The sequence below is a fragment of the Virgibacillus kekensis genome (assembly GCF_042654125.1).
Classification (GTDB): domain Bacteria; phylum Bacillota; class Bacilli; order Bacillales; family Amphibacillaceae; genus Lentibacillus; species Lentibacillus kekensis.
In genome coordinates, this window is sequence record NZ_JBHSFU010000001.1 from 140,623 (window position 1) to 167,007 (window position 26,385).

General features: G+C 40.6%; 30 protein-coding genes and 1 rRNA gene. 8 read left to right on the plus strand and 23 right to left on the minus strand.

Features of this window, described 5'->3' with window-relative positions:
- Nucleotides 1–41: 41 nt before the first annotated feature.
- The 12 genes from motS to ACFO3D_RS00745 form a co-directional block, all read right to left on the minus strand.
- Entirely contained in the window at nucleotides 42–827 is a 786-nt protein-coding gene (motS, locus tag ACFO3D_RS00690; protein WP_390292648.1) for a flagellar motor protein MotS, read from the minus strand.
- Nucleotides 817–1,641, minus strand: coding sequence for a flagellar motor protein MotP (gene motP / locus ACFO3D_RS00695; protein WP_390292649.1), 825 nt, complete (start codon nucleotides 1,639–1,641; stop codon nucleotides 817–819). The genes motS and motP overlap by 11 nt, the downstream gene beginning before the upstream one ends.
- A gap of 62 nt (nucleotides 1,642–1,703) precedes the next feature.
- Nucleotides 1,704–2,699, minus strand: a complete 996-nt coding sequence (gene ccpA / locus ACFO3D_RS00700; protein ID WP_390292650.1) for a catabolite control protein A — start codon at nucleotides 2,697–2,699, stop codon at nucleotides 1,704–1,706.
- A 181-nt stretch (nucleotides 2,700–2,880) separates the two neighbouring features.
- Nucleotides 2,881–3,285: a YtxH domain-containing protein gene (locus tag ACFO3D_RS00705; RefSeq protein WP_390292651.1), complete on the minus strand. Its 405-nt coding sequence runs from the start codon at nucleotides 3,283–3,285 to the stop codon at nucleotides 2,881–2,883.
- Nucleotides 3,286–3,313: 28 nt separating this feature from the next.
- Nucleotides 3,314–3,718 carry a DUF948 domain-containing protein gene (locus ACFO3D_RS00710; protein WP_390292652.1) on the minus strand — a complete coding sequence of 135 codons (405 nt, stop codon included), beginning with the start codon at nucleotides 3,716–3,718 and terminating at the stop codon, nucleotides 3,314–3,316.
- Between the two features lie 247 nt (nucleotides 3,719–3,965).
- Nucleotides 3,966–5,291: a UDP-N-acetylmuramate--L-alanine ligase gene (murC, locus tag ACFO3D_RS00715; protein ID WP_390292653.1), complete on the minus strand. Its 1,326-nt coding sequence runs from the start codon at nucleotides 5,289–5,291 to the stop codon at nucleotides 3,966–3,968.
- A gap of 117 nt (nucleotides 5,292–5,408) precedes the next feature.
- Nucleotides 5,409–6,521, minus strand: a complete 1,113-nt coding sequence (locus ACFO3D_RS00720; protein WP_390292654.1) for a nicotinate phosphoribosyltransferase — start codon at nucleotides 6,519–6,521, stop codon at nucleotides 5,409–5,411.
- Between the two features lie 153 nt (nucleotides 6,522–6,674).
- Nucleotides 6,675–9,026, minus strand: coding sequence for a DNA translocase FtsK (locus ACFO3D_RS00725; RefSeq protein ID WP_390292655.1), 2,352 nt, complete (start codon nucleotides 9,024–9,026; stop codon nucleotides 6,675–6,677).
- Between the two features lie 190 nt (nucleotides 9,027–9,216).
- Nucleotides 9,217–9,819, minus strand: a complete 603-nt coding sequence (ytpR, locus tag ACFO3D_RS00730) for a YtpR family tRNA-binding protein (protein ID WP_390292656.1) — start codon at nucleotides 9,817–9,819, stop codon at nucleotides 9,217–9,219.
- A 6-nt stretch (nucleotides 9,820–9,825) separates the two neighbouring features.
- On the minus strand, nucleotides 9,826–10,641 hold the full coding sequence (locus ACFO3D_RS00735; protein WP_390292657.1) for a DUF1444 domain-containing protein: 816 nt from the start codon (nucleotides 10,639–10,641) through the stop codon (nucleotides 9,826–9,828).
- 17 nt (nucleotides 10,642–10,658) lie between these two features.
- Nucleotides 10,659–10,976: a thioredoxin family protein gene (locus ACFO3D_RS00740; RefSeq protein ID WP_390292658.1), complete on the minus strand. Its 318-nt coding sequence runs from the start codon at nucleotides 10,974–10,976 to the stop codon at nucleotides 10,659–10,661.
- A 107-nt stretch (nucleotides 10,977–11,083) separates the two neighbouring features.
- A complete protein-coding gene (locus ACFO3D_RS00745) occupies nucleotides 11,084–11,623 on the minus strand; it encodes a hypothetical protein (protein ID WP_390292659.1) in 540 nt (179 codons plus the stop codon).
- A 161-nt stretch (nucleotides 11,624–11,784) separates the two neighbouring features.
- On the opposite strand from ACFO3D_RS00745, the gene ACFO3D_RS00750 reads away from it, so the two are divergent.
- Nucleotides 11,785–12,225 (plus strand): YtoQ family protein, encoded by a 441-nt coding sequence (locus ACFO3D_RS00750; RefSeq protein ID WP_390292660.1) that lies wholly within the window; start codon nucleotides 11,785–11,787, stop codon nucleotides 12,223–12,225.
- Between the two features lie 28 nt (nucleotides 12,226–12,253).
- Here the strand turns inward: ACFO3D_RS00750 and ACFO3D_RS00755 are convergent, their stop codons facing one another.
- Together ACFO3D_RS00755 and ACFO3D_RS00760 are read right to left on the minus strand one after the other, a co-directional pair.
- Nucleotides 12,254–12,754 carry a DUF84 family protein gene (locus tag ACFO3D_RS00755; protein WP_390292661.1) on the minus strand — a complete coding sequence of 167 codons (501 nt, stop codon included), beginning with the start codon at nucleotides 12,752–12,754 and terminating at the stop codon, nucleotides 12,254–12,256.
- 64 nt (nucleotides 12,755–12,818) lie between these two features.
- A complete protein-coding gene (locus ACFO3D_RS00760) occupies nucleotides 12,819–13,886 on the minus strand; it encodes a M42 family metallopeptidase (RefSeq protein ID WP_390292662.1) in 1,068 nt (355 codons plus the stop codon).
- A gap of 266 nt (nucleotides 13,887–14,152) precedes the next feature.
- Between ACFO3D_RS00760 and ACFO3D_RS00765 the strand changes: the two genes are divergently transcribed.
- Nucleotides 14,153–14,467: a PepSY domain-containing protein gene (locus ACFO3D_RS00765; RefSeq protein WP_390292663.1), complete on the plus strand. Its 315-nt coding sequence runs from the start codon at nucleotides 14,153–14,155 to the stop codon at nucleotides 14,465–14,467.
- Nucleotides 14,468–14,545: 78 nt separating this feature from the next.
- On the opposite strand, the gene ACFO3D_RS00770 is transcribed toward ACFO3D_RS00765, so the two are convergent.
- Nucleotides 14,546–15,400, minus strand: coding sequence for a YtnP family quorum-quenching lactonase (locus ACFO3D_RS00770; protein ID WP_390292664.1), 855 nt, complete (start codon nucleotides 15,398–15,400; stop codon nucleotides 14,546–14,548).
- Nucleotides 15,401–15,611: 211 nt separating this feature from the next.
- Here ACFO3D_RS00770 and ACFO3D_RS00775 point away from each other — a divergent pair, with 211 nt between their 5' ends.
- Nucleotides 15,612–16,088, plus strand: a complete 477-nt coding sequence (locus ACFO3D_RS00775) for a DUF4367 domain-containing protein (protein WP_390292665.1) — start codon at nucleotides 15,612–15,614, stop codon at nucleotides 16,086–16,088.
- A 238-nt stretch (nucleotides 16,089–16,326) separates the two neighbouring features.
- Here ACFO3D_RS00775 and trmB read toward each other — a convergent pair whose 3' ends face one another.
- Nucleotides 16,327–16,965, minus strand: coding sequence for a tRNA (guanosine(46)-N7)-methyltransferase TrmB (trmB, locus tag ACFO3D_RS00780; protein WP_390292666.1), 639 nt, complete (start codon nucleotides 16,963–16,965; stop codon nucleotides 16,327–16,329).
- Between the two features lie 71 nt (nucleotides 16,966–17,036).
- Between trmB and ACFO3D_RS00785 the strand changes: the two genes are divergently transcribed.
- On the plus strand, nucleotides 17,037–17,324 hold the full coding sequence (locus ACFO3D_RS00785; protein WP_390292667.1) for a YtzH-like family protein: 288 nt from the start codon (nucleotides 17,037–17,039) through the stop codon (nucleotides 17,322–17,324).
- Here ACFO3D_RS00785 and ACFO3D_RS00790 read toward each other — a convergent pair.
- From ACFO3D_RS00790 to thpR, 4 genes are all read right to left on the minus strand, one after another.
- Nucleotides 17,299–18,126 carry a phosphotransferase gene (locus tag ACFO3D_RS00790; protein WP_390292668.1) on the minus strand — a complete coding sequence of 276 codons (828 nt, stop codon included), beginning with the start codon at nucleotides 18,124–18,126 and terminating at the stop codon, nucleotides 17,299–17,301. The two genes, ACFO3D_RS00785 and ACFO3D_RS00790, sit on opposite strands and share 26 nt — an antisense overlap.
- Before the next feature lie 218 nt (nucleotides 18,127–18,344).
- Nucleotides 18,345–19,262 carry a diacylglycerol/lipid kinase family protein gene (locus tag ACFO3D_RS00795; protein ID WP_390292669.1) on the minus strand — a complete coding sequence of 306 codons (918 nt, stop codon included), beginning with the start codon at nucleotides 19,260–19,262 and terminating at the stop codon, nucleotides 18,345–18,347.
- Entirely contained in the window at nucleotides 19,263–20,186 is a 924-nt protein-coding gene (locus ACFO3D_RS00800) for an NERD domain-containing protein (protein WP_390292670.1), read from the minus strand.
- A complete protein-coding gene (gene thpR, locus ACFO3D_RS00805) occupies nucleotides 20,187–20,750 on the minus strand; it encodes an RNA 2',3'-cyclic phosphodiesterase (RefSeq protein ID WP_390292671.1) in 564 nt (187 codons plus the stop codon).
- Nucleotides 20,751–20,907: 157 nt separating this feature from the next.
- Here thpR and ACFO3D_RS00810 point away from each other — a divergent pair, with 157 nt between their 5' ends.
- Nucleotides 20,908–21,126 (plus strand): DeoR family transcriptional regulator, encoded by a 219-nt coding sequence (locus tag ACFO3D_RS00810; RefSeq protein ID WP_390292672.1) that lies wholly within the window; start codon nucleotides 20,908–20,910, stop codon nucleotides 21,124–21,126.
- Between the two features lie 28 nt (nucleotides 21,127–21,154).
- Here ACFO3D_RS00810 and ACFO3D_RS00815 read toward each other — a convergent pair whose 3' ends face one another.
- Both ACFO3D_RS00815 and ACFO3D_RS00820 read right to left on the minus strand, forming a co-directional pair.
- Nucleotides 21,155–21,877, minus strand: coding sequence for a pseudouridine synthase (locus tag ACFO3D_RS00815; RefSeq protein ID WP_390292673.1), 723 nt, complete (start codon nucleotides 21,875–21,877; stop codon nucleotides 21,155–21,157).
- 13 nt (nucleotides 21,878–21,890) lie between these two features.
- Nucleotides 21,891–23,510: a putative polysaccharide biosynthesis protein gene (locus ACFO3D_RS00820; RefSeq protein ID WP_390292674.1), complete on the minus strand. Its 1,620-nt coding sequence runs from the start codon at nucleotides 23,508–23,510 to the stop codon at nucleotides 21,891–21,893.
- A 135-nt stretch (nucleotides 23,511–23,645) separates the two neighbouring features.
- Between ACFO3D_RS00820 and ACFO3D_RS00825 the strand changes: the two genes are divergently transcribed.
- The 3 genes from ACFO3D_RS00825 (at nucleotide 23,646) to hemQ (ending at nucleotide 26,063) form a co-directional block, all read left to right on the plus strand.
- A complete protein-coding gene (locus tag ACFO3D_RS00825) occupies nucleotides 23,646–24,917 on the plus strand; it encodes a BaiN/RdsA family NAD(P)/FAD-dependent oxidoreductase (RefSeq protein WP_390292675.1) in 1,272 nt (423 codons plus the stop codon).
- A 72-nt stretch (nucleotides 24,918–24,989) separates the two neighbouring features.
- The gene (locus ACFO3D_RS00830; RefSeq protein WP_390292676.1) at nucleotides 24,990–25,160 is read left to right on the plus strand and encodes a hypothetical protein; all 171 of its coding nucleotides are present in this window, start codon (nucleotides 24,990–24,992) and stop codon (nucleotides 25,158–25,160) included.
- Between the two features lie 192 nt (nucleotides 25,161–25,352).
- On the plus strand, nucleotides 25,353–26,063 hold the full coding sequence (gene hemQ / locus ACFO3D_RS00835) for a hydrogen peroxide-dependent heme synthase (protein ID WP_390292677.1): 711 nt from the start codon (nucleotides 25,353–25,355) through the stop codon (nucleotides 26,061–26,063).
- A 57-nt stretch (nucleotides 26,064–26,120) separates the two neighbouring features.
- Here hemQ and rrf read toward each other — a convergent pair.
- Nucleotides 26,121–26,236: ribosomal RNA gene (gene rrf, locus ACFO3D_RS00840) — 5S ribosomal RNA — on the minus strand.
- Nucleotides 26,237–26,385 lie beyond the last annotated feature (149 nt).

A 26,385-nucleotide genomic window follows, 5' to 3' on the forward strand; every position in this document is an offset into this window, starting at 1 on the left:
AGGAAAAGGGAAATGACCAATAAAGTCATTTCCCTTTTCTATTACACATCATTTCCTGCTTCAAGAATCACAATTTCTACACGTCTATTCTTACTCCAGTTATCCGGAGAAGAATTTGGTACAATCGGCCGTGTGTCTCCATATCCCACCGAGGAAAAACGTGACTCATCAAAATTATTTTCGTTAATCAAATACCGGATGACACTGCTTGCCCTAGCGCCTGAAAGCTCCCAATTGGAAGGATACCGATAATTCGATATCGGCCGATCATCCGTATGGCCTTCCACTTTTACATGGTTTGGAATTTTTGTAAGAAGCTTACCCATTTTATCCAGAAAAGGTTTACCGGAATCCAGAACTATAGCTTCTCCTGAATCAAATAGGATGCTTTCCTGGAGCACCAGAACCACACCTCGTTCTGTTCTGCTTGCTGATACAACGTTATTTAAATTGTTATCATTCAGATAATGCTTCACATTTTTCATCATTTCGTCAAGTGAATCTTCCTTGTCCTCTGCTTCTTTTTCATCCCGGTCATTTCGATTCTGGAGCTGCACGGGATTCTCAAATTCATTGGAGTTCTTTCCACTCTCCTGATCTCTTGTATGTTCAGTTGGATTCTCCATTGGTACCGGCGATGGAAAGAATTCAAAAATCATCCTATTTTTGAATGACTCAGAGATTGCTTCGAACTTCACCTGGTCAATCTGTGACATGGAGAATAATAAAATAAAAAATACAAGAATCAATGTTACCATGTCTGAATATGTAACCATCCATTTAGGAGCACCTGAATCTTTTCTTTTTCTGACCCTTCTACGCTTCATTTACACGCTCACCCGCAAATGCGGCTTCCTCGTCAGTTTCTTCACGGTCCTTGGTCTCATTAGAAAGGAATGCTCCCAGCTTCTCCTCGAGAATGCGTGGGTTCTGTCCAGATTGGACACCAATAACCCCTTCAATGATAACCTGTTTAACAAACATTTCTTCTTCGGTTTTGGCTTCGAGTTTGTTCGCCATTGGAATGAAAACCAGATTAGCAAGCACTGTACCATAAAGGGTCGTCAGTAATGCAACAGCCATATTAGGCCCTAGCGTGCTAGGATCTGTAAGACTGTTGAGCATTAGGACAAGACCTACCAGCGTACCGATCATTCCCCATGCTGGCGCATACTCTCCAGCTTTCTCAAGAATAGTACGCCCTTTATAGTGCCGCTCTTCCATAGCCGTGATTTCGGCATAAAGAATATCGTTAATCACTTCAGGCTCTACCCCATCCACTGCCAGCAGTACACCTTTTTTAATAAATTCATCCTCAACGTCATCCAATTCATTTTCAAGTGCGAGAATACCTTCTCTACGTGCCCTTTCAGAAAGCCGAATAAATAGTTGAATAAGCTCAGGAAGCCGCTGGTCATTCTTATGGAACGCTTCTTTCATAACTTTACTTGTCAGTTTAATCTGTTCCATTTTAAAGTTAATAAAAAGTGAAGCAAACAGTCCCCCAATGACGATAAAAATTGACGCAACATCGAAGAAAGACCCGACACCGTTCGTGCCATCTTTCGAAACAATTGCCAACATTATCATAATAAATCCCAGCGTTATGCCGATTGGTGTCAAAATATCTCTTTTTCTCATAATCCCGCTCCCCAAAAGCTTGTTGAATAATGTTTGATTTTCTATTTATATCGGCATACTTTTTATTTTGTTGAGCTTCTCTCAATAATTCGGTGCGGTAATACGACTTTCTTTTCCTCGACCGCCTCTTTATTCATATACTTGGTAAGAAGGCGCATTGCTACTGCTCCGATATCATACATAGGCTGCACAATCGTAGATAAGGTTGGACGTACCATTGTAGCGAGACGGGTGTTATCAAACCCGAACACTTCAAGATCGCCAGGAACCTGATAGCCTCTATCCTGAGCACCATGTATTACTCCCAGTGCCATCTCATCGGAGGCCACAAAAACAGCGGTTGGTCGATTATCCAACGCTAAAAGCTGTTCTGCTGCTTCCAGGCCGGAATCATAAGTATAATCTCCTGTGAGAACATGATTATCATTTACGTTCACAGATTTATCCTTCAGTGCTCTCAGATATCCATTATACTTCTCTTTACTGATAAGAGTATCATCCTGCCCTGAAATAAAGGCTATATTATTGTTACCTTTTTCCATCAAGAAGGATGTTGCTTCATAAGCCGCTTCTTCATAATCAATGTTTACCGACGGAATAGTGTTCGTTTCATCATAAGTAGCTGCAAGCACCACTGGAATAGAAGAACTCTTAAATTGCTGAACATGTTCCTCCGTTATGTCGCCACCCATAAATAAAATTCCATCAACCTGTTTTTCAAGCATTGTATTGATTAATTGAAGTTCCTTATCTTTATTCTGGTCTGAGTTACTGAGAATAATATTATACTTATACATCGTCGCAATATCTTCAATCCCTCGTGCCAATTCCGCAAAAAATATGCTTGATATATCGGGGATTATTGCCCCTACTGTAGTAGTTTTTTTACTAGCAAGTCCGCGTGCTACTGCATTTGGTCGATAACCAAGCTGTTCAATGGTTGAAAGGACTTTTTTTCTGGTTGCGGGTTTAACATTCGGGTTCCCGTTAACAACTCGTGAAACGGTTGCCATTGATACATTTGCTTCTCTTGCTACATCATATATTGTCACATTCATGCCAATCTGCCTCCTAGTGTATATCCAGTTACGATTCCTTTTTCATATATAATACTCCACCAGACAATAAATTACAAAGGAAATATGAAGGGTGGTCTGTACGCTTTCTCATTCCAAGTGAATACGAAAAAGGCTGACGTATAAGTACATTCTTACACGGCAGCCCCCTGATATATATGCTTTATTTTTTATCCACTTCTTCTGCGGCCTCTTCAATAGCTTCTGCTACTTCCTCAGCTGCTTCTTCCGCATCCTCCTGCTGTTTATTTCCCCGCTGATTCCATCGTTCTTGAACATTTTTGGTAAGCTCTTGCGTTTTTTGAGTCAAGCGCTGCTTAGAGTCTGATGCCTTCGTTCTTAAGTCAGTACCTTTTACATAGGCTTTATCTTTCCATCCAGAACCTTTTTCATAGGCTTTACCTTTTAACTGTGTCGCTGAATCATTGAGATCCCCTCTCAACTCATGACCGGCTTTTGGAGCGAAAAGCAATGCAAATGATGCACCTACTATACTTCCTATAAGTGTACCGATCATGAAATCCTTCGTGTTAATATTGCTTGAACTATTCGTATTATTATCTTCCATCCTAATTCCTCCTTTAGTTTTTGCTTCTTTACTTCATTCTCTTTTTCAGCATATCGATTACGGTATTTCCCCACTTGATTGCCTGAGCTGCTTTCTCAGGATTCTTGGTTGCGTTGGTTGCGATACTGTCAGATAGCTTATGAAGTGATTCGTTAAAATCTTTAATAGTTTCCCCAATTCCCTTTGCACCATCAAACAGACCATTCAGCTTTGACGATTTCTGATTGACATCATCTGCAAGTTTATTTGTTTTATTTAAAAGTTCTGTAGTTTCCGCAGTTATTCCCTGCATTTGCTTTTCTAGTCCTTCGAGTGTGTCGGAAACATCATTTAATGTGCGTTGTGAGGCCTTTAACGTCTTCGCTACGTATACAACAAGTACGACGAATGCTAAGGCTGCAATGATAGCTGCTATTGATAATAAAATTTCCATTGGTAGGTCAGCTCCTTCGTTAAGTAGACGTTAATAGCAGTAATTTTAAAGAGCATTACAGTAAAGAAATAAAAAGTTACTCTGGATATGTATACCCTTAATTAAGCAAACTTAATCATTTAGCCTCCTTACTATAATGTGCTTGTATCTGACTACTGATTACATCACTTATCTTTACTATAACTCTTTTAAATAAAAATTTCGAACAAAAAGAAAAGAGCCTGGAATAATTTCCAGCTCTTTCCGATTATGCATTCTTTAGTTTTTGGTTTCCATCAGACTCAAGTTGTTCTTCATAGGCTTTCTGAAACTTTTGAATATCTCCAGCTCCCATAAAAATGAGTACGCTGTCGTCGTAGTCTTTCAGTATCTTTGTATTAGAAAGCTCAAGAATACTGCTGTCCTCCACAAGTTCCTGAAGATCGTTTATAGTTAATTTCCCGCTCTCTTCACGGGCCGATCCAAAAATATCACATAAATATACCTGGTCTGCCAGGTTTAAACTGTCAGCGAACTCCTGCAGAAAAGTTTTAGTCCTCGTAAATGTATGAGGCTGAAAAATTGCTGTAACAGATTTGTTCGGATACTTTTTGCGCGCCGAATCAATTGTTGCGGTAATCTCTTTCGGATGGTGTGCATAATCATCGATCAGCACCTGATTACCAACTGTTTTCTCGGTAAATCTGCGCTTAACCCCCTTGAAAGTTCCAAGGGCTCTCATATCTTCCGCTTTCATTCCTTCATAGTGGCAAATTGCTATAACTGATAAAGCGTTCAGTACGTTGTGGTTTCCAAACATAGGTATCTCGAAAGTTTCATAGAAATTGTTTCGGACAAATACATCAAACTGTGTTCCGTTTGCTGTTTCTTTTACATTTTGTGCCTGGAAATCATTCGTACTTGAAAAGCCATAGTATACAACTGGGACTTTTGCTGTGATCTGCTGAAGCTGTTCGTCATCTCCACAGGCAATAATCCCTTTCTTAACTTGATTAGCCATGGATTGGAATGCCTCAAATACATCATCAATACTCGTGAAATAATCAGGATGATCAAAATCAATATTTGTCATAATAGCATAGTCTGGTTCATACCGGAGAAAGTGCCGGCGGTATTCGCATGCTTCAAAAACAAAATATTTACTGTCAACATGTCCTTTCCCTGTTCCATCGCCAATAAGGTAGGAAATAGGGTAAGTCTGATCAAGCACATGTGCAAGCAATCCAGTGGTGGATGTTTTGCCATGTGCACCCGTTACTGCAATACTTGTATATTGCTTCAGCCATTCTCCCAGGAATTCATGGTACCGGTAAAAGGTAAGACCCTGGCGTCTCGCCTCTTTTATTTCTACATGTTCATCCGAAAATGCATTACCTGCTATGATGGTTAATCCTTCGGTGATGTTACTTTCTGAAAAAGGGAGTATAGGAATTTGTTTATCCTCTAATGATTCCTGGGTAAAAAAGCGCTTTTCTACATCTGATCCCTGAACTTTTTCCCCGGAATCATGAAGAATATGAGCAAGTGCGCTCATCCCGGTCCCCTTTATACCAATAAAATGGTAAGTTGTCATAAAAAAGAACCTCCAAATATATGTGTGAAACAGCCATTAATTTCAATTTGCTCAGTAGCTATTTTACCATTATAGCAAATGTTGTCAGTGAGTGAAACTAATTATCCCGATTACTTACTACTGTACAGAGTATTCTACCGGCTCCAATCGCGGATTGGGACGATACCGTCGTCCCTCTTTAGCTTCCCTCGTACCATTAAGTAAAACATTATCTCCGGTGAATCCAATATTAATTTTTAACAGGCTTCCACCAACACCATACATATCCACCGGCACACCTAGGCTTTCGAAATGAGTAATTCTGTCTTCAGTAAATCCGCCGCTTGCCATAATTTTAACATGGTCATAGCCTTCCTCGTTTAGTGCTTTTCGTAAAGCAAATATAAGTTCTGGGTTTACCCCCCGTGGGTCAAATGTCCCCATTAGGTGGTGGTTACGCAAGAAGTATTTGTCGACAAGCGTTCTGGATGTATCAAGACGAACCCCTTTCAGTGTATCTCCAAAGGCTTTCGCCACCTTTAATGAATCAGTAATAACATCGTTGTTATAATCAACCAAAGCGACCAGTTCATCTTCCGGAAACGTTTCGTGATATGCTTCTGAGGCTGCAACAACATCACCACGGAACATTTGAATCATGGCATGTGGCATGGTCCCCATTCCATGCTTTCCCCACCATTCATTCATTGCATGGGTAGCTTGTGCTGTGGAGCCGCCGATATATGCTGCATATCCATCCCCCGCCTGCTGCGTATAATGGTCATCCCTGTCACCCATAAAGATAACAGGCTTTTGCTTACCAGAAGTTCTGCCTGCTTTCACAACATTATATACATTTGTCGCTACCGATGTTCTTCTGGCTAAAATCCCATCAATTATCCCTTCCAGAAAGCCGAATTGCTGATATGCTCCTGTAATTGTAAGAACCGATTCATAGGGACTGATTCTGTCTCCATCTTTGAGAGAGTTTATTTCCAGGGTTTCTGGATTATCAGCAAAAGTATGTAATAACGCAATAGCTTCGTCGGTACCGCACAGAACCGCATTATGAGATTTCTGAAAGAACTGCATGGTCACACGGTTATGTGGTAACTTTTCCTCGGCTATTTTCTTCGTTTTAAGAAAGTATACCGCAGAAAACCAACCTTCCTTAATCCGCTCGTCAAATTTAAAGGTCTTGTTTGTTAAACGGTTGATATCCCCTCTCAATTTCATTTCAATTTCTTTCATGGCCGTTTCTCCTCATCTTCAAGTTATCGTAAATCTGCTATCATTCATCATATTAGAAAATTTGGCTTATCGCCAGTAATTAAGGCGATAGCCAAATATAAACAGATACAAAAATTCTTAATTGTTTGCTTTATACTGCAGGAAGCAATGTCTTCAGCTCTCCAGCTGAGTTTCTGAAACCAGAACCTCACGGGGCTTGCTTCCATTTTGGCCGGCTATAATTCCTCGGGTTTCCATGGAATCCATCAGTCTGGCCGCGCGATTATATCCAACTTTGAATTGTCTTTGCAATAGTGAGGTGCTGGCACTATTTTGTCTGATAACAAATGCAATGGCTTCTTCCAGCAGTTCATCTTCTGAATCATCTGTGACAATCTGTTCAAGAAGTTGTTCCTGTTCAAACGCATATTCAGGTTCAGCTATGGAACGAGCATGCTCAGTAACCCGCTCAATTTCCTCGTCTGAAACAAAAGCCCCCTGCAGGCGGATACTTTTCCCGGCACCGTTCTCAATAAACAGCATATCTCCTTTGCCGAGAAGTTTCTCTGCGCCGCTTGTATCCAGTATAGTTCTGGAATCCACCTGGGACGATACACTGAACGCAATTCTTGTAGGGATGTTTGCTTTAATCAGACCTGTTATAACATCTACTGATGGACGTTGCGTAGCTAGTAATAGATGGATTCCACACGCACGGGCTTTTTGCGCAATCCGGCAAATAGCATCCTCGACATCTTGCGGTGACATCATCATCAGATCGGCTAGCTCATCAATCACAATTACAATAAATGGCATCTTTTCTTGTGAACGGTTTTGTTTGGCCATCTTTTGGTTATACCGTTCGACATCCCGTACGCCCTCTTTAACAAACCTCTCATACCTGTCTTCCATTTCGCTCACAGCCCACTTGAGTGCCATGGTTGCTGCTTTGACATCGGTAATTACAGGCGATAAAAGATGCGGTATACCATTATAAGGGGCAAGTTCTACCATTTTCGGGTCAATCAGCAGAAACTTTACATCTTCATGACTGGCCTTATAAATAAGACTTATTAGTATTGTGTTGATGCAAACACTTTTACCGGACCCTGTAGCACCGGCAATTAACCCATGGGGCATTTTTTGTATATTTGTGATTAGCGGGCTTCCCTCGATACTTAATCCTAGACCGATTGTCAGTGGTGAATGGTTCTTTTGGAAACCATCCGTTTCAAAAATTTCCTGTAATCCTACCATTTGTGCCTTCGGGTTTGGAATTTCAATACCAATAGTATTTTTTCCTGGTATTGGAGCTTCTATGCGAATATCTCTTGCAGCCATATTTAACTTTAAATCATCGCTTAGGTTTTTTACCTTACTTACTTTAACACCGAGTTCCGGCTGCACCTCAAACCTGGTGACAGAAGGCCCCTGCGTCATATTGACAACCTTTGCCCTAACATTAAAATGCTGGAGCGTTTTCTCTAAAAGCTCCTGCTGATTACGCATCCATAACTGATCCTGTTCACTTTTAGGCACCGGATCGTTCAACAGATGATAAGGAACTGAGAAACTCTGCTTATCTGACGTATTCTCTGATACAGGAGGATTTTCTGGTTTCCGATTTTCTGGCTTCCGGCGTTGCATCTGCATTTTCTGCATCATTTTATCGTTTGCTGACATCATCACATTGAATGGAGGAGTCTTAGGACCGTCCTGTGGTTTTTTCTTATGGTTGTTCTTACCTTTAGGCTTGCTTCTAATCCTTTCTGTCCTTCGCTCTGTTGGGCTTTTTTTGGTATTATAATGCTGCAGATCTTTTTGCTGTTGTGTTTCTTCATGTTGTTCCACTGCTCTTTCTTCAGGGTTTTCTGTTGCCGGAATATCGCTTACAATCTGGCTGTCTACTTTTGAAGCTTCCTTCTGTTGGTCACTTCTTCTGCCATGCTTCTCGTCAGCTTCCACAGTTGCCGCTGTTTCCTGCATATATGTATCGACTAGCGATGGCTGAGACTCTGTTTTTTCAGGTTCCTCCATCTTCTTTCGCTGATATGCAGGAATTTCCTCAACCTTATTTTCCTTTTTTCGATGAAAACCATAAATTGGCGATGGAACGTCAGATGCCTTAAATGGCACGTTTGAATCTCTCTTTGGCACTGGTCTGTTCTTTTTTGGTACCGACATGTCTTTCTCTGTATTGCTCTTACGTTCAGACCGTTGAACGGGTTGTGATGTTTTGCTCTCACGTTTTTCTCTCAACCTTTTCCGCTCATACGCCGGTCTCGCCGGGTATTTTTCCTTTTCGGGCTCGTCGGGGATCACCGGAAAACGGAAATGTCCTTTTTCAGGATACTGATACATCATCTTAGTCTGCACATTCTGCTTTCCTGTACGACCACCTTGCTTGGTTCTATAAACATTTTTACTATTGAAATCGCGTTCCTTTGATGACTGTTCTTCTTCTTCTTCTTCCTCTACTTCCACAAAAAGAAAGTTGCTGATTTTCTCTTTAAAACGATCCCACATTTATTTCACTCTTTTCTATTAGTAAACTTGACTTGTTGCTGAGAATAATACTGCAGCATTTATTAATGTTCAGGAGGGCTTGCTTCTTTTGCTGATGGCAAAAGTTTACACTATTACTATTTTAACAGTTTCACAGAAAAATTGAAGACTAAAAAACAACCCTTGTCAATTGACTCAGGTTGCTCTTAAATCAGAATTTAAATGGCTCACCAACTGAATAAGAATCATCCAGCACGTAGATGCCTTTTTCTTTCGGCGCGTCAGGTAAGCCCAATTCTTTCTGGGAGCATATCATACCATTCGATGCTACCCCACGCAATTCTGTCGGTTTGATTCTTAATCCACTTGGCATTGTGGCTCCAACCTTTGCCACCACAACCTTTTGCCCGGAGTCCACATTCGGAGCCCCACAGACAATCTGAAGCTTTTCACCCCCCGTGTCCACCTGGCAGACGCTAAGCTTGTCCGCATTTTCGTGTGGTGCTTTTTCTTTAACATAACCTACAACAAACTTAGGACTTAAATCAAAATCCAACGAATCGTTTAGTCCATTTTTTTCAAATAAATTTTTCATCTGATTTAGTAATGATTCAGTAACTTCCACTTTACCACTGCTATCCAGGTCCAGATACTGTGATGCATTAAATATATTATATCCTAGCACTTTTCCTTCATTGTCAGTGATTTTTGTAACGTCCCCAACGTTTTCATGGTCCACTTCATATCGGTTTCCATTACCTAACGGGACGATCAGTACGTTGCCAATTCCATTTGGATTATAGAAAACATCCATCAAAACTCATCCTTTCTCATTCTTTTCAGGCCGATTTTTTGCAAGTATAAATACCGGGTCCAGCTTTTTGTCCTCATAAATAAATGGCAGTGAGGTGATTGGAATTCTGCCTTCCGCAAAAAATTTCATTGTCATTTGCGCCAATATATCATACCCTGTTTTATTTTGAATGTCAGCTAAAATAAGCACATCCTGATGAGGTACAGCAACAGCAAGCTCACCTTTCGCGTTGGCGGCCATTTCTTCGAGAAATGCTTCATTCAGAATTCTGCTTGCATCATAACCATCCTGCTTCGCTACAAAATAAAATTCATTTTCTGCAACTGTATCTTTTTTATAATCATTTTCCAAAGAACGTACATTAAAAGAGGCTATTTGATCGATCCGTTCTTCAGTCCAACCTTCTTTTACAAGTAAAGATTCATCAATCAGACGGTAAGATTTCCCAAGGTCAAGCGCATAATAAACACGTGTTTCGGCAGTATGCTCTTTGTGAACCAGCTTCTCGCCAGCATTGGTTTCCATAGCGAATGAGGTAGCTCTGATTACTGGATAAATATGTTTTTCCATTCCTGAAAGGTTATGTTCTTCGTTCATAATGCGCAAGGCTTCCAGTATATGGTCTTCCAACTCGTCAACTGCCGCGTCTCCCCGCTGATTATACTTGGCAACAACGTTCGGAAGTTTTATTGTAATTCCCTGTCCGGTTTCCTTCCACTCAATCCGGTATGAATCTTCATCCCGTTTGTAGGAAGTCTTGTATTCCGGCCCAGCAAGACGCTCATCCAGTATTTTTTTCATTTTAATACTTGTCATTTTCATGGGTAATGATCCCCTCCTTACTTTGGCAATGCATCAATAAATTCGGTGATTTCCTGCTTGGTTTTTCGATCCTTGCTTACAAACCTTCCTGTTTCCTCTCCATTATCGAATGCCAAAAAGCTCGGGATACCAAACACATCGTATTGTTGGCAAACCTCAATAAACTGGTCACGATCCACAGATAGAAAGGTAAACTGCGGATACTCTGCTTCAATACCCGGTAATTCAGGCTCTATTACCCGACAATCAGGACACCAGTCTGCAGTAAATAAAGCAATGGTTTTTCCATTATTTATAAGTTCGTTAAATTGTTTAACGGTTTCAACTGTTTTCATTAAAATCCCTCCACTGTTATCATAACTTTGTTCGCTTACAGTATCAATTATCGGCTCTTGCTTGCAGAGTAAACAGAAAAAGCCAGCCAATAATAGCTTGGCTGACTTTATTTCTGTACTGTATTTGTATGCTGAAACGCAATTGAATGGGCTATCTTCATAATGTCTTCCGAATCATTATCCAGCTCGCCTTTCGACGTATATGTTGTGATTTTCACACCACCAACACCTATTTGCAATTCATATTTGTTATCTTCATTATGGGGTAAAATCCGGATATAACCAAACTTTTCTTTATCTTTAAATGTATCCAGTAACAGAGCCTCGTCCTTTTTAGCGGCAGCAGCTTTATAGCTGATTTTGCTGAGCGTGTTTTCAAGACTGTTAAAGAAAACGATAAAGGTTTGATCTCCATCCTCTAGAATCGCATTACTGGCGTCTGCCTCTTTCACTTCTAATCCATTTGGCAAATACATCGAAAACGAATCAAGTGTATAATTCGTTTTAATCTCCTGCTTCGAGCTGAAAACTTTATCTGCAGCCTCTTTTGCGCTTTTAATTGCCTCTTCTTCCGATTGCATGCTGCATCCGCTGATAACCAGCAGAAAAAGAATCGCAGCAGCAATTCGCTGTAATGACTTTTTCAATTTCAGTTCCCCCTGAAATCAGTACTTTTTACCCCTTTCTATAATACTATTATTTTTAAAAATGACAAGGTCAGAAATTTCCAGTTATGTATTTTCGTTTACCACGGCTAAAAAAGTCGGTAAGATAGAGATATACTAAAAACAATCATGGAGGGGTAGAAATGGATTTAACAGTTTATCTTGCGGGTCAGATACATGATGATTGGCGTGAAGATGTCAAAAAGAAAGCAAAAGAACGAAACTTGCCAATATCATTTGTTGGACCGCAAACGAACCATGACCGATCCGATAATGTTGGGGAAAGTATTCTTGGAGAACAACCTGGTAAAGTTTATAAAGATGACGCAGCTTCCGATATAAATAACTTCCGCACACAAGTCCTACTGCAGAAATCAGATGCTGTTATTGCATTATTCGGGGAAAAATACAAACAATGGAATACAGCAATGGATGCAAGTGCAGCCATGGCGATGAACAAACCAACAATAATTGTGCGACCTGAATCACTTATTCATCCGTTGAAAGAACTTTCCAATAAAGCTAATGTCACGGTTGAAACAGTTGACCAGGCACTCGAGGTTTTAAGTTATATTTATGAATAAACAAAAGCAGCGGTATGGAGCCGCTGCTTCATTTCTTTTTGCTGTATTCCCACTGCCCGTATAATAACTTTATTACATGCGCAAACATTTCTTTACGGGAAACTTGATCATTGGTAAATACCCCGATTGCTCCTTCCTTACTCCGTACATCCTGCCGTTCTGTGTAATTGTCCATAATATCGCCAAGCTCCAGCCCGCCCTGCAGCGGTGCGGAAAATTCTTCAGGCAGTAAAATTCTCGCGCCACTTGCGGTGAGAATCTTCTGATCGTCTGTCATGAGTGCGCCCCAATTACAAAGATACAGTTGCCCCTCGATGGTCATTACACCGCCTTCCAAGCCAAGTCCCAGGTCTCCCTCCTGGTATGTATTGCGAGCCCGGTTAATAGCCCCCTTTTTCGTTTCCGCGTCGGAAGTAGGCTGGGCACTAACATTGGAGGAAGCGTCCATCCCTTCTACTTCATAACCGGAAAACACTTCCTGTGCAGCCTGGATTTTAGCAGGGTTTTGGGATCCGATTCTTACTTTCATATCATTTCCTCCAATCAAAGGTAAAAGAAGCCACCATTCTCAGATAGCAGCTTCCTCACCTTTGCTAGTTGGCGTTCTTAATTGTCTCCACTGTAGTATTATCTGTTGATTTAACCAGTTTTACAATCAGTTCTTTCGCTGCCTGGTAATCATCCACATGAATAATCGAAGAGGAAGTATGAATATACCGGGAGCAGATACCGACTACCGCAGACGGTACACCGTCATCGGAAATATGCACACGCCCCGCATCTGTTCCACCTTGAGAAATGAAATACTGATAAGGAATATTATTTGATTCCGCAGTGTCCAAAATAAATTCCCGCATTCCAGGATGGGTAATCATGGAACGATCAAAAATCCTTAATAATGCCCCTTTTCCAAGCTGCCCAAATTCTTTCTTATCTCCAGACATATCGTTGGCAGGAGACGCATCCAACGCATAGAAGATATCCGGTTTAATCATGTGTGCCGCTACCTGTGCCCCACGCAGTCCAACTTCTTCCTGTACGGTTGCGCCGGAATATAATTGGTTAGGTACTGTTTCACCCTGTAACTCTTTAAGCAGTTCAACGGAAAGTCCGCAGCCATATCGATTGTCCCATGCTTTGGCCAGAATTTTTTTCTCGTTGGCCATTGGCGTAAATGGACAAACAGGCAGGATGGGCTGACCAGGTTTTACACCAATTTTCTTGGCGTCCTCTCTGTCATCTGCACCAATATCAATCAGCATATTTTTAATCTCCATCGGCTTTTTCCGTTGTTCGGGTGTAAGATTATGAGGAGGGATTGAGCCAATTACACCAACTACTGGTCCGTTATCAGTCATAATTTGTACTCGCTGTGCCAACAGAACCTGGCTCCACCAGCCACCGAGGGGCTGAAAACGGATCATCCCATTATCAGTAATTTGAGTAACCATAAATCCTACCTCATCCATGTGCCCAGCGACCATTACACGAGGGCCGTCCCCTTTTTTAACACCAAAGACGCCGCCAAGATTATCCTGAATAATTTCATCCGAATATTTCTCCAGTTCGCCTTTTATAAACTTACGCACAGCATGCTCGTTGCCCGGGGCACCCTGAAGTTCAGTCAACGTTTTAAATAATTCCAATGTCTCCTGGTTCATGTGTATTCCTCCATTTTAAATTTTTATGTATTACCCTTGAAAAGACTCTATAGTCCTAAACTTAACTAAGAGTGTCAGCACACCAATTATGCAAGAAGGGGAATTTTTAAAATCTTCCTTCTTGCCAAGTATAACGGAAACTCTTCTTTGCTTTCCACTAAAGTGCGGTGACTTGTATTTTAGTTTCTAATTTATATTATTTCAGTTATACTAAGACTAAATCAGTCAACGTTTTACACGAAACTATTTCCAGAGGTGAATATAATATGAATTGGAAAAAAGTAGCAATCGCCACAGGGATTGGAGTAGCGGTTGGCTATCTGGCTAAACAGCAGATTGACAACTATCAGACCATAACACCCGAAAAGGCATTGAAACATGCGAAGGAAACGTTTAAGAAGCAAGGCCCTATTAGTGGCTCATGGATTTATATGAAACCAGAAGAAGTTGAGAAGAACGGATTACTATATAACGCTTACCGTGGCGGGGTAACCCGCAATATCGACGGAGAGAATAAACAATATGAATTCTATGTGGATGTTGATACCGGTGCAGTAATCGGTGCCGTCCAAACAGCATAACTTCTTAGCAAAGCCAGCCTGCATAGATAACAGCACAAAAGCCATCCTATCACAATGTGGATGGCTTTTCCTATACCATTATTTATATTCGTAGCGCTCTCGTTCCACTTCGTCAATCCGGTTACCTGACTCATCAACTCTGATTGCACGGTAATAAGCATCATGATAGAACGTGTACCAGGCTTTTTTGCCATACCCGTAGTCCATCCATTTCTCTTTCTGGTGTACGGATGTCACCGGATAATCATCGTAAGCAAGCGCCCACAGTTTATTCTGGTGAGCATGTGTTGGCATAATATCAGCCATATGGATAAATGTCTCATCCCCGTCCTCAAAAACAAGAATGGAATGGCCGTCGCTGTGCCCGCCTGTATGGATCATTCTCAGCCCTTCAGCAACCTGTAGTTCCTCCTGGAAAGACTCCACCTGATTTTGAACTGGTTTCCAGTTCATCTCCCAGTATGTATTAATGGAACGGATATTAGGATTCTGCATTTCATTCCACTCTATATCAGATACGTAGATTTTAGCGTTCGGAAACACAGGTTCATACGAGTCACCTGCTTTCTTTGTCAATCCGCAAGCATGATCAAAATGCAAATGTGTCATCAGCATAACGTCAATATCATTTACAGTTAGGCCTAATTCTTGTAAAGAGTTATCAATTGATGACTCCTCAAGTACCCCAAAATTACGGAGCTGCTTATCTGTAAGCTTTCCTTTTCCTATTCCGGAGTCTATCAAATAATTTTTCCCGTCCAGTTGAAGCAGAATTGGATCTGTACGTAATTCAATCTGGTTTTTATCGTTATAAGGATACTTTTTGCTCCATAGTGCCTTAGGGACTACACCAAACATTGCCCCACCATCAAGGAAATTAACGCCCCCATTCAACCATGTCAGCTTTGCCCTGCCAATCTGAAGTGTCTCCATCGTTTCTCCTCCTCTTTGTCTCTACTAACAGTGTAGCTAATGAAAATACATCGTGCAAACGCTATCTTTTTTTCGTTGTTAAATGAAAATCGTTTTATTTTTTACACAACAACACTTTTCTTTCTTAATTTAATTGCATTCAGAATATTTATGCTAATTGGAAATTTTATGGTAAAATAGTAACTGAATACATCGCAAAGGGGGGCACGATGTGAAGAAAGGATTATATTTATTAATAATAGTTGGATTGCTGTTGATTGGGTGTAACGATGTGACCAGTGGAGAAAAGAGCGTTGATCTAGAATTGTTTGATAACGCAGGCATTAAAGCTAAGATTGAAAAGAAAAACTTTAAACCCGAATTCCCCACTGAAATTCCTTTCACAGTCGAAGATACTGTAGTTTCCTCAGACCCATCAAACGACACGCACTCCACTGTGGAATTCTTTGGTGAAGGAAACCATTTAAGCCTGTCAATTTTCAAAGGGGATAATCTTACGCAAGGCGCTGAATACGAAGAGGTCGAAATTGGCAATATCCAAGGTAAATATAGAGAAAATAAGGCTGGCACGAAATTATTATATTGGCAAGAAGATGGTATTAGTTATAGCTTAGGTTATCTGAGCAAACAGTCAAAAGAAAAAGTTACAAAGGAACAATTAATAGCGGTAGCGGAGTTGTTTGAATGAATCCACCAAATAGTCGTGCATCTCTCTATGAGATTTAGTGCAAAACGAGGATTAAATCGTGTTTAAATGAATGAAAGTCTAGACACCGGTTGAAGTGGCTCCTTATTCCGTTAACTTAGAAAAAAGGGTTGCAATAAATCAGAAGTGGATTCTGGTTCCGCTAAATGCCCACTAGACAAATAACGGAATCAAAATCCGAAAAATACAAACTCAGTTACAAGTCTTAATAAGAAGGGCTCTACTCAAATTGTGCTCGGCACCGGTAAATAACCTGGCCTTTTGCAGAGAACTTTTCTTCATACTCGGTCATGACATTTTCCGGATCATTCAGCTGATGAAGATCCAGATTTACCTCAACCAGCTTCAGACCAAACTCGGAGAAACTAACCAGCGAATATTCAAAAAGCCCCCGATTATCTGTCTTAAAAATAAGCTCACCCTTTGGGTCAAGGACATTCTTATACCGCTCCAAAAATGTATGGTAGGTCAAACGTCGCTTTGCATGGCGGTTTTTCGGCCAAGGGTCCGAAAAGTTGAGATAAATAGTAGATACTTCATTTTCCGCAAAAATATCCATCAGATTTTCTGCATTTTCATTTATCATTAAGATATTTTCATGCCCTGTATCCATCAGTTTTTGTGCTGCGGTAACAATTACACTTTTGGAAAGCTCAATGCCGATAAAATTGACATCTGGGTGTTTTTCTGCCATTCCGGCTAAAAACTGCCCCTTTCCGGTTCCAATCTCAAGATGGATAGGATTCGAGTTTCCGAATAACTCATTCCATCTATTTTTATAGGTTTTTGGATTAGGTATTACAAAATGGCTGTTTTCTTTTAAGAAGTCATCAGCCCATGGTTTATTTCGTTGACGCATTTCAAGTACCTCCTGTTTCTTGGCATAAAACTTTGCTGGATGGTTCATACTATCCGTTGAGGTGAATATGAATGACATTGACCATCCATAATCAATTAAGATTGCTTGAGGATATATTAAGTGAACAAAGTGAAGATTGCTGTGGAGAAGTTTCGGAATATCAGCAGATTAAGCGTTTAGTCCGCTCCATGATGGCAAGCGGAAGTATTACAGATGAACAGCTTCTGCAATTACTTCCGGAAATATATAATTACGGGCGTCAGGGTGAAAATGCCCATAATGATGCGGAACATATCACTACCAACCGGGAAAAAATCGACGCATGGGTCAGTGCTATTCAGCAGACCAGTTTAGAATAGCTGATCTGACATGGTAATTCAGTTCCTTCAAATCTTCTAGTCTGCTGAAGGCCTTATCCATTTCATTACGGTCACTGTGCCACTTAAGATAGAATAAAGCATCCATAATCAGATACCAGTACATTCGCTCGATCAGTTGTCTGTCTTTGGGGATGCCATAACTCTGCAGCCATTCATTCCAATCCTCATATGGTATATACCATTTTAATACAAAACCAAAATCCATCGCCGGATCAGCAATCATGGCATTGTCCCAATCCACAAGGTAGAGCTGGTCCTTTTTTGTCAGCAAGATATTGTTATGATTCAGATCACAATGGCAAACCACTTTACGCTGATTACGGGTTACTGATAAAAGCTTTTCCAGATAGCTAATTGACTCAAGGACTTCCGGATGCTTCTCCATCAGTCCATTTTCGTGTAATTGATTGCTCAACTCGGCAAATCGCTCGTCTGGCGTTACTGGTTTCTTTCCAAGCCGCATGAGCATATGAAGCAATTCAGTTGATTCATGAATTTTACGGATTAACGTAGCTACCCGGGGATGACGCATTTCTTCAGGCTTCAGTTCACGTCCGTTCAACCACTCCTGTGCCGTGATCACATCACCGTTCTCCAGCCGTTTTGTCCATACAAGCTTCGGAACGATTCCCTCAGCAGACAATACCGCAAGAAACGGCGAGGAATTCCTTTTAAGGAACAAGCGGCGACTGTCATTCTCCGCAAAGAATGCATCCCCAGTTAACCCACCGGCAGGACTGATATTCCATTCACTTCCTAACGCTTGTTTAAGCCAATTCACCGTACATTCCCCAAATCATCTGTATTTTATCCGCATTAAAAATCAAATTTTCCAAAAAATGCCCTGATAGCTATTAGAAAACTTGGCTTATCGCTAAGCTTTAATGGCGAAAGCCTTAGTTGCACTTATGCAGTAAGAAAGTATTTATACTTTCTTACCTGCTAAAAAAAGACATGAGATTAGATTATCTGATTTTCAGAGTAATTTCAAGCTATTTTTTATGCTCCCAATACTTGGAAGGGTATATCCTGCTTCGTTACCGTACACTTTTCGCATAAACTTGTCTGCCCGTCAACCTGATAAGTGATTTTAGAATCGGATTTCACTTTCACCTTTTTGGCCTCAACTATTTCTACCTCTTTAAATCTAGTATGGTGCCCCGTAAATACAATCAGAAACACACTCAGCACTTTCCATTTTGATATTGAATGGATAATTAATACTGGTAACTTTTCAGGTTGTATTTCGGCTTGTGGAATGATTTTCATACCACCCCCGTAATAAGGATGATTGGCCATTGTGATCATCCAGCAATTCTGAAGGTAACGATGTTTCCCATCTATGACTACTTCAAGTGTCATCGGTTTAAATGTAAACAAGGTTTGAATGAGTGCTATTATATAGGTTATTTTTCCAATCCGTAACTTGTTTAACATCTTTTTATAGGAGGATCTATTGACCTTCCCAGCCACTTCGGCATCAAAGCCGATACCAATACTGTTAACAAAGATGCGTCCTTCTATATTATCCGCTTGATAATTCCCTAGCCAATACACCTGTTTATAGGCGCCTGACACAATCCGTTCGAAGATAACTTCGGGTGGTCCTTCAATTCTGCAGCCACGGGCAAAGTCGTTGCCTGATCCAGCTGGGATAAAGGAAACTGGATAATCTGTACTATGCAGGCCGTTCATCACTTCATACAGGGTGCCGTCTCCCCCGATTATTATTACTGCCTCGATCTGGCACTTATATTGGGCTGACACTTGATCTGCAATTTCTTCAGCGTGCCCAGGATATTCTGTAAAAAAACAGTAGCTGTCTACGCGTTTAAATTCGCTGCTTCTTTTGATTCTGGTTAATGCTTTCTTTGCCTTTCCGTTTCCTGCAGCTGGATTAATAATAAATATATACATTCAGTCAGCCTCATAATCCATAGAAAAGTTAGTTGTGTCCTCTTCCCATTCCGGCCGTTTAACAGCTGTTGTCTGGCAGTTCTTCAACAACGCTTCTGCAGCCTTTAACTGCGTGTTTTTTAGTGGTGAAACCAAATTTCGCTTCTCATTAAACCATTTTTCGTAAGCGTGTTTGCCAATGATTTTGGTGTTATACGGTTCTGTATGAAATTCAATTATATTTTTCCGTGACAGCACCACTTTTTTCACCGGAAAATCCACATTCAATGTATGAAGTATGCTCCTGATAATTTGATCGGTTCGCTTAAGCGCAATCATCGGGCTGAGTATTTTTGTCTCTTTATCTTCATCTTTTATCAACCATGTCCGTTCCTCATCCGCTACAATTTTTGCATGTGCATTAGCTTCAATCAAGTATATAATTTCAATACCAACCGGGCTGATGAGAATGATTTCACCATCTATTGGTGCTTTTTTTATATTGAATATCGGATAATACATCAGCAAGTATGTATCGGGAAACCGCTGCAGGAAAAATTTAAGTGTTTCATCCTGATAATAACTTCGGTCCGTAAAGGATACATTTGTAACCGTTGAAGACGCCCATTTTAGCTGTAAAGGAAATAACTTGTCCAAAAAATAATGTCTTAGCCTGTCCTCTGATTCCGGTAGACTAGGTTGCTCGTTTTCGTTATCCAGCTCTTCCGTATGATCATTATTTCTCTTTATAAACGATTTAAATTTATCGAAAGCTGATGATGAGTCCTCACTATGTTCCACACTTTCTTCCTTATCCTGATGCAGCCATACCTGGTGCAATTTCTTCCACTGATCCTGTTTCATTCGGATATACTGGCTTGGATAACGGTAGATATTCCATTCATAGCGTGAAATATAATCCTGCAGCTTAATAAGTTGTGCCACTCATTCTGTTCCCCCTTTCAGGTTATAAGAAGCCTCTATCCTGTATTTCGGTGAATTACCAGGGTAGATTCGATAAATTACTACTTTATCAACCGCCATTTTATGCTGACCGATAAAATTCTTTTTTAGTTCCTGAAGGTTGGAGATATCTCCTGCCCATTTCTTTGCCAGTGTGATGTGTGGTGAATAGGGACGGTTTTCAGATTGGAACCCTGCTGCTGAAGCATGTTTCTCCACTTCCTGATGAAGATCTTCCAGACTACCCGTCTTTTCTACCCCCGCCCATAGGACACGAGGCTTTCTGGGGTTACCGAAATATCCAAGCTGTCCTGTAAATAGCTCAAAAGCCGTTTTTCTTTCCAATGACGTAAGTTCGTTCTGCAGCTTGGACAATTGCTCCTCTTCCACAGGCCCAAGAAACTTTAATGTAATGTGAAGATCTTCTTTATACGGCCACTGCTTGTAGGAAAGCTGTTCTTTTAGTTGCTTCTGCCATTGGGAATATTGTTCTTTTAAAAAATCAGGTAATGGTATAGCAATAAAGTAATGTGGTGTATTGGTCATTTTAGGTCCCACCTTATATATATATCGGTTGTTTTTTAAATTAATGTAAATTATTAAAAAGGTCCTTCTATTTATAGCTGAAAAAGTGTAAAATATCATTAACTGGAAAGATTCTTAGGCACCACAAGTGAATGATTTTCATTTAAGGAGTGGTTTTTTGAATCAAATGACATCCCGAATGCTGAACAGAGTGAAAGCTGTCTACCTGTACATCAGAGAAAATGGGACAGTTACAACTGCTGAAATAGCAGAAGAGTTTGGGATCACCGACCGTACCACACAGCGGGATCTGAGTGTGCTGACCCATAATGGTCTAATCAGCAGTCCGGTACGCGGCAAATGGAAAATAACTGACAAACATGTAAAAATATCATAAGTAAATCCTATTGCAGCTGACATTATCGTCAGTTGTTTTTTTTAATGTAAAGACAATAATTTAATTCCGCTTCCGTCAGTTCTCTGATATAGCCAGGTCTGAGCGTTTCGTCAAGGATAAGCTTTCCCATTCGCAGCCGTTTGAGGTAAACAACCTGTTTATCAACCGCTTCAAACATACGCTTTACCTGATGAAACTTGCCTTCTGTAATCGTTACCTCCACTTCTGATTGTTCTCTTGAATGGATAATCGTAAGTTTAGCAGGTTGTGTCTTGTAGCCATCATCGAGTACTATTCCCTCTTGGAATTTCTTCACGTCTGCTTCGGTAACACGCCCCTTTATTTTGGCAAAGTACAGCTTCTCTATATCTTTTTTTGGAGAAAGAAGTTTGTGGGTCAGCTCCCCATCGTTTGTTATAAGCAACAGACCTTCCGTATCTTTATCAAGTCTGCCAACCGGATGGGGTTTAAAGTGCTGATAGGATTCTGGCACCAAGTCAATTACTGTTTTATCCCGTGCGTCCTCGGTTGCGGACAGGTAACCGGGAGGCTTGTGCATCATAAGATAAATATATTTGCGGTATTGAACCTGTTCGCCTTCCACCTTAACTTCATCCTTGAATGGGTCCACCTGCAAGTTAGAGTTTCTTGGGACTGAACCATTCATCGTAACTTTCTTTTTCTTAATCATACTTTTAACATCTTTCCGACTGCCATACCCCATATTAGAAAGTAACTTATCAAGCCGCATCAATTAAAACCCCTTACCTGCGAAAAATCTTATCAAGAACACGTACACGATTTCCCAGTACTCGTTCGAGCAATGTAGAAATATAACCAAGCCATAGATAGACGCCACCACCGATGGCAATCCCTGCAATCAGCATCACAACTGCCGCAGAACGGTTCGCTTCATATGCAAGAAAAGTTCCTCCCACTGCTTTTATAATCCATATAATGATACACATTATTAATGTAAAAATAGCAATCAGTAAAAAGCGTCGGTACGTCTGTCTGAAATTAAACTGAATGGATGTTTTAATACGCCATAAATTAAGGACGACGGCTGTACCTACCGCAAGAGCAGTTCCGAAGATGGCCCCTTTAGCTTCAAACATATGGATCAGCTGAATATTAAACAATATTTTCATTAACAATCCACCAGTTAAACTAACGACAGCAAATTGCTGCTGATTGATTCCCTGCAGAATCGCAGCAGTAACTGTAAATAAAGCAAACAATAAAGATACAGGAGCATACCAGCCAAGCAATGAACCAGTCAGGTTCAATTGACTCATACCGTAAAGCGAGCCATATACAACTTCAGACAGCATTGCCAATCCGGCAGCAGCTGGTACAACCAATACCAGTACAATTTGTAGCGCTTGATTTATCTGATGGTTAACCAGTGAAGTGTTCTTTTGTGAAAACGATTTGGTCAGTGCCGGGATAATCGCCAAAGACATCCCTGTTGCAATCGTCACCGGTATAATGATCAGCTTATGCCCGTAAAAATTGATTGCTGAATAAGCAATGTCAAAAATCTCCTTTTCTCCAATTGCGACCATTGCTCGCTCCATTGTGAAAGAGTCGACCATTTGATATAGCGGAGTAGCCACACCAACCAATACAAATGGACCGGCATACTGGAAAAGCTCTTTAAATAAGTCTTTTGTCGGAATGTCATATGTGTAACGTTGTTGCTCAACCTGTCGATTAATATATGTCTTTCGCTTTCTCCAATATATCCAAAGAACCACACAGGAAGCGATTGCACCCACGAAAGCCGCGAATGTAGCAAATCCAACGGCTGTTACAATTTCGCCGTTAAACATTATTACTATGAAAAAGCTGGTAATTAAAATAAAACCTATTCTGACTATCTGTTCAACTACCTGAGAAACCGCCGTTGGTCCCATCGATTCATAGCCTTGAAAGAACCCCCGGACAATACTCATCGCTGGAATTACCAGAAGGGCAAAACTCACCATCTTAATTACCAAGGAAACATCGGACTGGCTGATTCCTTCTGCATCTTCTTTGGTGATTATGAATTGGGCTAAAAGATCAGCACTAAAAAAGAGTACAAGAAACGCCAAAAATCCCGTAACTGCCATCATTATGATTCCTGCTTTGAACATCCGCATCCCGGTATTATAATCACCCAGGGCATTATATTTAGAAACAAATTTCGATACGGCTAGCGGAACACCGACTGTAGATATGCTGATTAGTATGTTATATGGCTGATAAGCAAGAGCGAACAACGTTCCCCCTGTTGACCCCACAAGCCAATTAAACGGAATGACATAAATCATCCCGAGGAATTTAGATAAAAACGTGGCACCTGTAAGAAGCATGGTACCTTTAACAATATTCGACATTATTTCACCTGCATTTGTTTTTAATTACATTTACCGTTATTCTATCATAGAAAACGTTGATAAACGTTACAATTAGGTCACGGGAAAATGAAAAATTAATTATAGCTTTGCTTATACATGGAAGGAATGTTTGATATGGCGTATGATGTGATAATAATCGGTGGAGGTCCATCAGGATTAATGGCCTCGATTGCAGCAGCTGAAAACGGAGCAAAAACTTTACTGATCGAAAAAGGAAAAAAGCTCGGTAAAAAACTGGCAATATCCGGAGGCGGACGTTGTAATGTGACAAACCGTCTTCCTGAAGAAGAAGTTATCCGGCACATACCAGGTAACGGAAAGTTTTTATATAGTGCTTTTTCTGTATTTAATAACTATGATATCATCGATTTTTTTGAAAATATGGGGGTGAAACTAAAAGAAGAAGATCATGGCCGTATGTTCCCTGCCTCCAATTCAGCCAAAACAGTCGTTAATGCCTTAATCAACAAGCTTGAAGAACTGCAGGTTGAGGTGCGGATGAATACCCCTGTAAAAGCTGTGCATTACGGAGAGGGTGCTCATACCGTCATTCTCGAGAACGGCACTAAATCGGACACTGGCGCCCTTGTTATAGCAGTCGGTGGTAAAGCCGTACCGTATACCGGATCGACAGGTGACGGCTATGCGTGGGCCAAAAAAGCTGGGCATACAGTCACAGAGCTTTATCCGACCGAAGTGGCACTTACGTCAAAAGAGCAATTCATAAGGGACAAAAGCCTTCAGGGACTTGCACTAAGGGATGTCGCTTTAAGTGTCCTTAATAAGAAAAATAAACCGATGATTACCCACAAGATGGACATGCTTTTTACGCACTTTGGAGTATCAGGACCGGCAGTATTACGATGTTCGCAGTTTGTTGTCAAGGAACTTATGAAAGGCCGTAAGGATGTGGCCATGACAATAGATGCTCTACCCGAAGAGAATGAGGATCAATTGGTTAATAAAGTCCTTAAGGAAATGGAGGAAAATCCTAAGAAGGCTATTAAAAATATTCTAAAGGGCTTGGTTCCTGAACGCTTTCTAGCTTATGTGCTCCAGGCCAATAATATAAATGAAGACCAAAAGGCAGCAGGCACTTCAAAAGAAGCGGTCAGAACAGTAATTCATCAATTTAAACACTTTACATTTGATGTAAACGGCTCCTTACCTCTAGACAAAGCTTTTGTAACAGGTGGGGGTGTTTCCATCAAAGAAATTGTTCCAAACACAATGCAATCCAAAATTATGCATGGGTTGTACTTTTGCGGTGAAATTTTGGATATCCATGGGTATACTGGTGGCTATAATATTACATCGGCTTTGGTCACCGGCAGATTAGCCGGAATGAATGCAGCTTACGAAACAGGTAACGTTGCTGGTATATGATACCTGACATTAAATATACCTGTTTGGGTCAACCTATAAATGTCTGAAGACATCTTAGAAAGGGTTGATTGCATGCAAAAAAATCAAATGTGGCTTCCCGTTCTCGCCTCAGTAGGGGTTGGAGCAGCCACCTATTATACGATGACCAAAAATAACCAAAATTTAGGTCAGACCATGCAAAAAATGGTTCCATTTGTGGCCCAAATGGGTGGCGGAGGGAACCAGCAACGCTCAAACAGATAGCAGACAATAAAGCGTGCCCATTTGGGTGCGCTTTTTATTTTGCTTATCACAAAGTTTTCACATCTCATTTTTTATATGTGATTTTAATCACATTTCCTTTCAATATACTGACTTACAATTTAACACATAAACACTATACCTAACTGATATTGGAGTGAAAATCATGGTTGAAACAGTAGAAACATTTGATGGGTGGTAGCGCTCCATGACTTTCGAAAGGTTGACTGGGAGAAATGGCTTTATGCCTCTGAAACGGAAAAAGCAGCAGCATTAAGTGAATTTCATGCTTTGTTGAAGAGTTGGCAATCCACAGAGGATAACCAGGCTGGCAGCCATGCGGTGTATTCTATAGTAGGACAAAAAGCAGATATAATGTTCATGATTCTGCGCCCTACTATAAAGGAACTTAATCAGCTAGAGCTGAAATTAAATAAGACCGAAATCGCTAAATATCTCAGCCCGGCTTATTCATATGTATCCATTATTGAAAAAAGCTCCTATTCTAAGCGAGAAACAGACCCTTACAAGGATCCTGAAATGATGGCGAAACTCCATCCCAATATTCCAAAGTCAGATTATATCTGCTTTTATCCTATGAGCAAGCTACGTGGGGAAAAGAATAATTGGTTTACATTGGAAAAAGAAGAACGGGGCCGCATGATGTTTGATCATATTGCCACAAGCAAACCATACACTAAGAACATTAAAAGAATCATTACAGGCTCAATTGGATTGGATGATTACGAATGGGGTATATCCTTATTTTGCGATGACCCACTTCAATTTAAAAAACTTATATATGATACCAGATTTGATGAAGTAAGTGCCAAATATGCCATTTTCGGTTCTTTTTATATCGGCAATTATATGGCAGAAGAAGCAATTGACATTTTCTTTGCCTGAGGATTAGTTGAGAAAAGAAAAATCCATGTTACGATTTAACGTAACATGGATTTTATTGTCTAGCGGCGTCCTACTCTTGCAGGGGCAAAGCCCCAACTACCATCGGCGCTGGAGAGCTTAACTTCTGTGTTCGGCATGGGAACAGGTGTGACCTCTCCGCTATTGCCACCAGACCTACAGGATGTAGGTCGTTCTGTGTTGTTCACAGGACGTGAGCGGTTTTAACAAAACATCCTTTGAAATGTTTGTACCCTGAAAACTAAATAAGAGCCTCGCATGACATCAGGTAAAGATTTAGTTAAGTCCTCGATCTATTAGTATC